The 6,176-nt window shown below is 32.6% G+C and carries 4 protein-coding genes; all 4 read left to right on the top strand.

Annotated features, from left to right (window positions below; translation table 11 throughout):
- Positions 1 to 566 precede the first annotated feature (566 nt).
- Positions 567 to 1,535, top strand: coding sequence for an energy-coupling factor transporter transmembrane component T (locus Q0409_RS09205; protein WP_298537375.1), 969 nt, complete (start codon positions 567 to 569; stop codon positions 1,533 to 1,535).
- Complete coding sequence (locus Q0409_RS09200) at positions 1,526 to 3,364, top strand: ABC transporter ATP-binding protein (RefSeq protein WP_298537372.1); 1,839 nt, start codon at positions 1,526 to 1,528, stop codon at positions 3,362 to 3,364. The genes Q0409_RS09205 and Q0409_RS09200 overlap by 10 nt, the downstream gene beginning before the upstream one ends.
- 74 nt (positions 3,365 to 3,438) lie before the next feature.
- Positions 3,439 to 4,143: an ECF transporter S component gene (locus Q0409_RS09195; protein WP_298537369.1), complete on the top strand. Its 705-nt coding sequence runs from the start codon at positions 3,439 to 3,441 to the stop codon at positions 4,141 to 4,143.
- Positions 4,144 to 4,623: 480 nt separating this feature from the next.
- The coding region (locus tag Q0409_RS09190; RefSeq protein ID WP_366940114.1) for a right-handed parallel beta-helix repeat-containing protein at positions 4,624 to 6,176 on the top strand (1,553 nt) is incomplete at its 3' end.

Below are 6,176 nucleotides of genomic sequence, written 5' to 3'. Positions count from 1 at the left end.
ATAGTTTTTAACTATTTTTTTTTAATTTATTCGATTATTTTTTCTATTTTTAATAATTTTTTATCTATTTTTTTAATTTATTAGATTATTTTTTTCTATTTTTAATGGGTTTTTTCTATTTTTTTATAATTTTTTACAAAAATATGAAAAATTTTATAAGTATGTTATGACATAATATTATTATCAATTATAATTTATTTTTTATAAAATATATTTTATAAACTGTATAAATTATGTTGAGGACTGTGCTTTGGGAAGACATTCTAATTTTAAGGTAATGGATTCCTTATTTAAATTTGCTAGATTATAAAATAAGGAAAAAATTGCTAGTTATTTTCCTAAAGCATAGCTATTTGTTCTTTGTTTCAAATAGTTTCATAATTTTTTTCTCCTTTTCCCCTTTTTTTATTTTTTAAGCAATTTAAAGCCTTTAAATCAAATTTATTTTATTAATTATAAAGAAAACTTTATATAGATTACAAATTAAAATATAAATTGTTTATATAATATAAGAAATCAAGCCAATTGAAATATCTATTTTAACTTTAAATTATGGAGAACTGCTTATGGAACTTACATCAATTCATCCAGGGGTTTATTTGCTTTATTACTTTATAATGGTTCTCTTTGCATTCATTTTCAGCGACCCCTATTTTGTAGTTACTTTTCTAGTTCTTCTATTGGTTCTGATTGCCCTTCAGGGAGTGAGCCATGAACTGAAAAACATCATGAGGCTTTTCATTCCATTAAGTGTGCTGATAATGATTCTAAATCCTTTGCTCAATAGGACAGGAGCACATAAGATCTACTTATGGTCTGGCTTTTTCATAACTTATGAAGCCATTGCATATGGAATACTGATGTCCTTGGCACTTCTTATAGTGATTTTGGTGTTTTCATCCTACAACAGGTCAGTTTCCTATCAGGAAATGCTTTACATATTCTCTAAGAAATTGCCTATCATTTCCATGATAATCGTTATGGCATCGAGGTTCATTCCTCTAACCAATTCAAGAGCTATTGAAGTTCAAAAGCTTAACAGCTTGAAAAGCAATGGAGTGGAGCTTGAAGGTGAGGATGAGGAGAGAATTGATGTGGATGCATTCAACTCAAACATAAACACTGACTATAATTCCAAGCTTGTAGACAAACTCAAGTCAAACAAGAGGATTGCAGCCATCATCAAGGAGGCAAAGACACTTGGAAAGATCATGGGAATAACAGTTTCATGGTCTTTAGAGGAATCAATGTTTACAGCAAAATCCATGAAGGCAAGAGGATACAATGCTACTGAGAGAACAAGCTATTTATCATACAAGTTTTCAAATGCAGACTTTGCTTTTATTGCATTGATAATCGTTACAGTGGGAATAATCATTATAGGGCTTCTTCATGGAGTTGGAATGATCAACATTTACCCTTCAATTGACTTCAAATTCAGCAATTTGCCATTAAATATCTATTATTTGGCATTTATAGTATTCTTATTACCTTTAATTTATCTAGAAATCAAGGAGAGGATTTTATGGCATTGATTGAATTCAATAACTTCAGCTTTGCATATATGAATTCAGATGGAAGCGAATCACAGGTCAAGTCATTGGACAACATTAACCTTGAAATCGATTATGGTGACTTTGTTCTCTTATGCGGACCATCAGGATGCGGTAAAACCACTTTGCTCACTAATCTTAAGAAGGAATTGATGCCTGCAGGCAGAAGATCCGGTGAAATCAAGTTCAATGGAACAAGGATAATTGATATGGATGAGATTTCCTCTGCTTGCGATATAGGATACCTCTTCCAGAACCCGGACAGCCAAATAGTTACAGACACTGTAATTCAGGAGATTGCATTTCCTCTTGAAAACATTGGACTTCCAACAGAAGAGATAAGAAACAGGATAAGCGAGATAGTGGCTTTCTTTGGAATAAATGACATACTTCACAAGAATGTGAATGAGCTATCCGGTGGACAGAAACAATTAGTCAATCTTTGTTCACTCCTTGTCTTAAGGCCACAGGTGCTTCTTTTGGATGAGCCAATGTCACAGCTTGATCCAATCGCTTCATATGAATTCCTATCAATCGTGAGAAGGTTAAATGAGGAATTTTCAATAACAGTCATAATGAGTGAGCATAAGGCAGACAGCATATTCCCATTCATTGACAAGGCAGTGTTCCTTAAGGAAGGTAAAATTGAGTTTGTTGACAATGCACATAACATCTGCAGTGAAGTCATTGATGATGAGATATTTGAAAATTACCTTCCTGCAGTTACCAAAATATACAACTCACTTTCCGTCAAGTATCCAAGTTTAATTAAATTGAATACTCCTTTAAGCATTCGTGAAGGAAGACGTTGTCTTAATACAATACATGATGATTTAATTAAAATAAGCAATGGTGATGTTGATTCCAATAATTTGAATCATGACAATCTATCTTTCACTAACAAAAAATACAATTCTCAAGAAAAATCAGGTATTTTAGACAAGCTTCCATTCACTGGGAATAAGGATGCATTGATAGAGATGAAAGGAATCTACTTTGCATATGAAAGGGAAAACCTGATATTGAAGAATGTGGATTTCGACTTGATCAAGGGAGATTTCCTAAGCTTAATCGGTGGAAACGGTGTAGGAAAATCAACATTCCTGCAGCTATTGGTTGGAATCTTAAAACCGATCAAGGGTAAGGTCAAGTACAGAAAGGGAATCAAATTGGCTTATGTTCACCAAAACCCTATGATACACTTCTCTAAAGATAATGTGAAGGAGGAGTTTCTGGAATCAATTCTTGAATCTGACCTTCTCATAAAGAATAATCAAAGCTTAAGCAAGGAAAACTATGAGAAGCTATTGAAATTTAGCAATGAGGATTTCATAGCATCTGAAACCTTGAACGGATTGAAATTCGATAGCATTGATTTCAATTTCAAGGAACTGATTGAATTCTTTGACATCACTGACCTTATTGACAAGCATCCATATGACTGCAGTGGAGGGGAACAGCAGAAGATAGCAATTGTCAAGGCATTGCTTCAGAATGCAGATGTTCTTGTATTGGATGAGCCAACTAAAGGATTGGATCCATTGTCCAGCAAGGCATTGGCAGAGATATTGAATTCATTAAGGGACAATGGGCTTACAATAATCATGACAAGCCATGACCTTGATTTCGTTGCAAACAATTGCAAGAGATGTCTCATGCTATTTGACAAGGATATTCAGATAGATGATGATCCTAAGGTGATATTCGCTGAGAACAATTTCTATACAACCTTTGTAAACAGGATGGTAAAGGATTATGTTCCTGAAATAGTCACTTTGGATGACTTGAAAGATAAATGGGATTTGGAGTAGTTTTATTTTATAATTATGATTAATGATTTTATAATGGATTAAATATGATTTAAATAATTTAAGAGTGTGTGATTATGAGTGCAATGGATGAAATGTTAACTAATATGACTGCAAGTTCAACTGGAGTGGTGGACACTCCTATATTTTCAATTACCATGATAATTTTCCTCATCATTTTGCTTGCAGGAATTATCTATGCAGTGTTCAAGATGTATGAAAACAAGAAGCCGCCAGTTGAATCTATAGTATTGATTGCTGTACTGACAGCTATTGCAACTGTGGGACGTATCATTTTAATGTCTATTCCTGCTGTAAACATGGCGTCATTCATCATCATAATGGTGGGTATTGTCTTCGGCAAGGAGGAAGGTTTCCTTGTTGGTGCATTGACTGCTTTTGTATCTGGTCTCTTTATGGGAATGGGATACTGGGTCTTGTTCCAGATGCTTGCTTGGGGACTTATGGGAGCCAGTGCAGGATTATTGGCTTCAAGGTTTGACAATGTAGGATTCAGAATAGTCTTTGGTCTCCTATGGGGATTCCTCTATGGTTGGATTACAGACATTTCAGCTATTTTCTATTCAGGAACAGCTTTGGAGATAACTCCAATCATTGCATTATACCTAAATGGTGTAAGCTATGACTTAACCCACGGTGTAACCAATGCAGTGCTTTTAGTGGTATTGTATGATTGGTTCAAGAAGATGTTTACCAGAGCAAAAGTCAAATACTTGTCTGGACATTCTTCTGATAGTGAAAGCATTAGTCTTAGTGACTAATGTTTTATTTTTTTCTTTTTTTCTATTTTTTTTACTTTTTCTACTTTTTTTATAGTTTTCCCTGAAAGAACCATAAGGTTTTCATGGGTGAGGTTATCTTTTTTTATTGTTGTTGTCTATTCTTTAAAGTTTTTTGTTCAATAAAAACTATTAATTTTATATAAACACTTAATTAAATTAATAATTAATCTAATTATGTTCAATATATTTTTATATAATATTATGCATACATAATTATATAAAATATATTTTATGGATAGTAAATTTTGTTTGATAAGATGATTATTTTACAAAAACTATTCTGATTTATTTTATAGGACTTATATTGAAATTCAATTTTTCATGGCATTGATCTTATGGTTCTTTCATGGAAACATATAATTTTTCATGCCTTATGTAAAAGATTGGATTTTATATTTTTCTTTCTCTCCTTTTTTAAAAAAAGGAGTTTATTCATTATAAAACGAGGTGACGAAACTTATGAAATTAAAATATGTTGCGATATTTTTAGTTCTTCTTTGTTGTCTTATGGGGGCTGCAAGTGCAGCAGATGAGGTATCAATGGATGCAATTGATGCTTCTGTTGATGATGCTGTAATTGCAGATGCAGTGATTGAGGATACAGATGATTCCGCAATTTTGGAAGAGACTCCTGTTGATACAATCTCCGAGGATACAGCAGCAGAAGAGATGGATGAGGAAATTCAGACAGATGAAATTAGTGAAGAGTCTGCAATAGCGGATTCTGAACAAACTCGTCGAAGTGGTGTTGATGCTGCAAATTGGGATGATTTATATATTGCCGCAACATACGTTGGTGAAGATTTTGATATAACTTTAACCGGTGTACAACGTATTAACAAATCAATTGAATTTAAGAATAGTGCTACTATTATTGGTAACCCTAATTGTTATATTACTGGAAATTCTACTCAGATTGTTTTTAGTAGTACTGGGAATCTGAATATTAAATTTGTTAATGTAACATTCAAGAATATTAACACTTCTGATGTATTAATCAAATTATCAACATCTGGGGTTAATACTTTTGAGAACTGTACTTTTATGAATATTTATACAGATGCTCCAGATAATCATAGTTCTGTAATATGGAATTATGGTGGATTGATGAACATTACAAATTGTAGTTTCTCAAATTGTAACAATAGTTTTGGTGTTGTAACTAACCATAACACCCCTACTGATGTTACAATGAATGTAAAAAAATGTAAATTTAATAATAATTACGCTAGAAAAGAACCTGGTGCCATCAATAATTGTGGAATTTTATCTGTAACCGATTCTGAATTTAATAATAATTCAGCATTTTGGTGGGGCGGTGCAATTCACACACATTATAATGCACAAACTACAATAGATCGTTCTAATTTCACTGATAATGATGCCGGATGGAATGGTGGAGCATTATACACCTACAGTAAATTAGTGGTGAAGAATTCCAATTTCAAAAGAAATAAATGTCATGAAACCACTGGTGGTGGAGCTATTGGCGGTTCAAACTGGTGGGCTGGCAACTATAATATTACTGTAGAAAACTGTACTTTTGAACAAAATGAAAATTGCAATACCTCTGGTTGTGGTGGTGCAATTACTGCAATGAATAGTGGTGCTTTGAATGTACATAACTGTACTTTCATTAATAACACTGCACCTATAGGTCAAGCAATTTCTGCATACAGTAAAAAATTTGAAAATATCACTGAAGGAATTCCTAATTTAAAAGTATATAACAACACTTTCATTAATCATACTTTAACAACTACTGATACTGTACAGATTAGTGGAAATTATACTTTTGAAAATAACACATTCTATCGTTGTCATCAAAACAACACTGGAACAAACAATAATATTTCTTATCCTATAAATTCAATTAATCCAGTTTCTCCTTCCACTAGCACAAAAAATATTTTACAATCTTCTTCCATTGAGAATATTTTGAGCGAAGATGAAGCTCCTACTGTTCTTTATGTAAATGCTAGTGCAGATTATGGGGATGGTTCTGGTATGGA

Origin of the sequence: uncultured Methanobrevibacter sp., from assembly GCF_937898925.1 — an archaeon.
In the GTDB taxonomy this organism is placed as follows: domain Archaea; phylum Methanobacteriota; class Methanobacteria; order Methanobacteriales; family Methanobacteriaceae; genus Methanobrevibacter.
Note: the sequence above shows the minus strand (reverse complement) of the source record. Positions and strands in the feature narration are given on the sequence as shown.

Bases quoted from the DNA above. Each gene is read 5' to 3' on its own strand.
- Q0409_RS09205 (WP_298537375.1), top strand. From the start codon at position 567: ATGGAACTTACATCAATTCATCCAGGGGTTTATTTGCTTTATTACTTT.
- Q0409_RS09200 (WP_298537372.1), top strand. From the start codon at position 1,526: ATGGCATTGATTGAATTCAATAACTTCAGCTTTGCATATATGAATTCA.
- Q0409_RS09195 (WP_298537369.1), top strand. From the start codon at position 3,439: ATGAGTGCAATGGATGAAATGTTAACTAATATGACTGCAAGTTCAACT.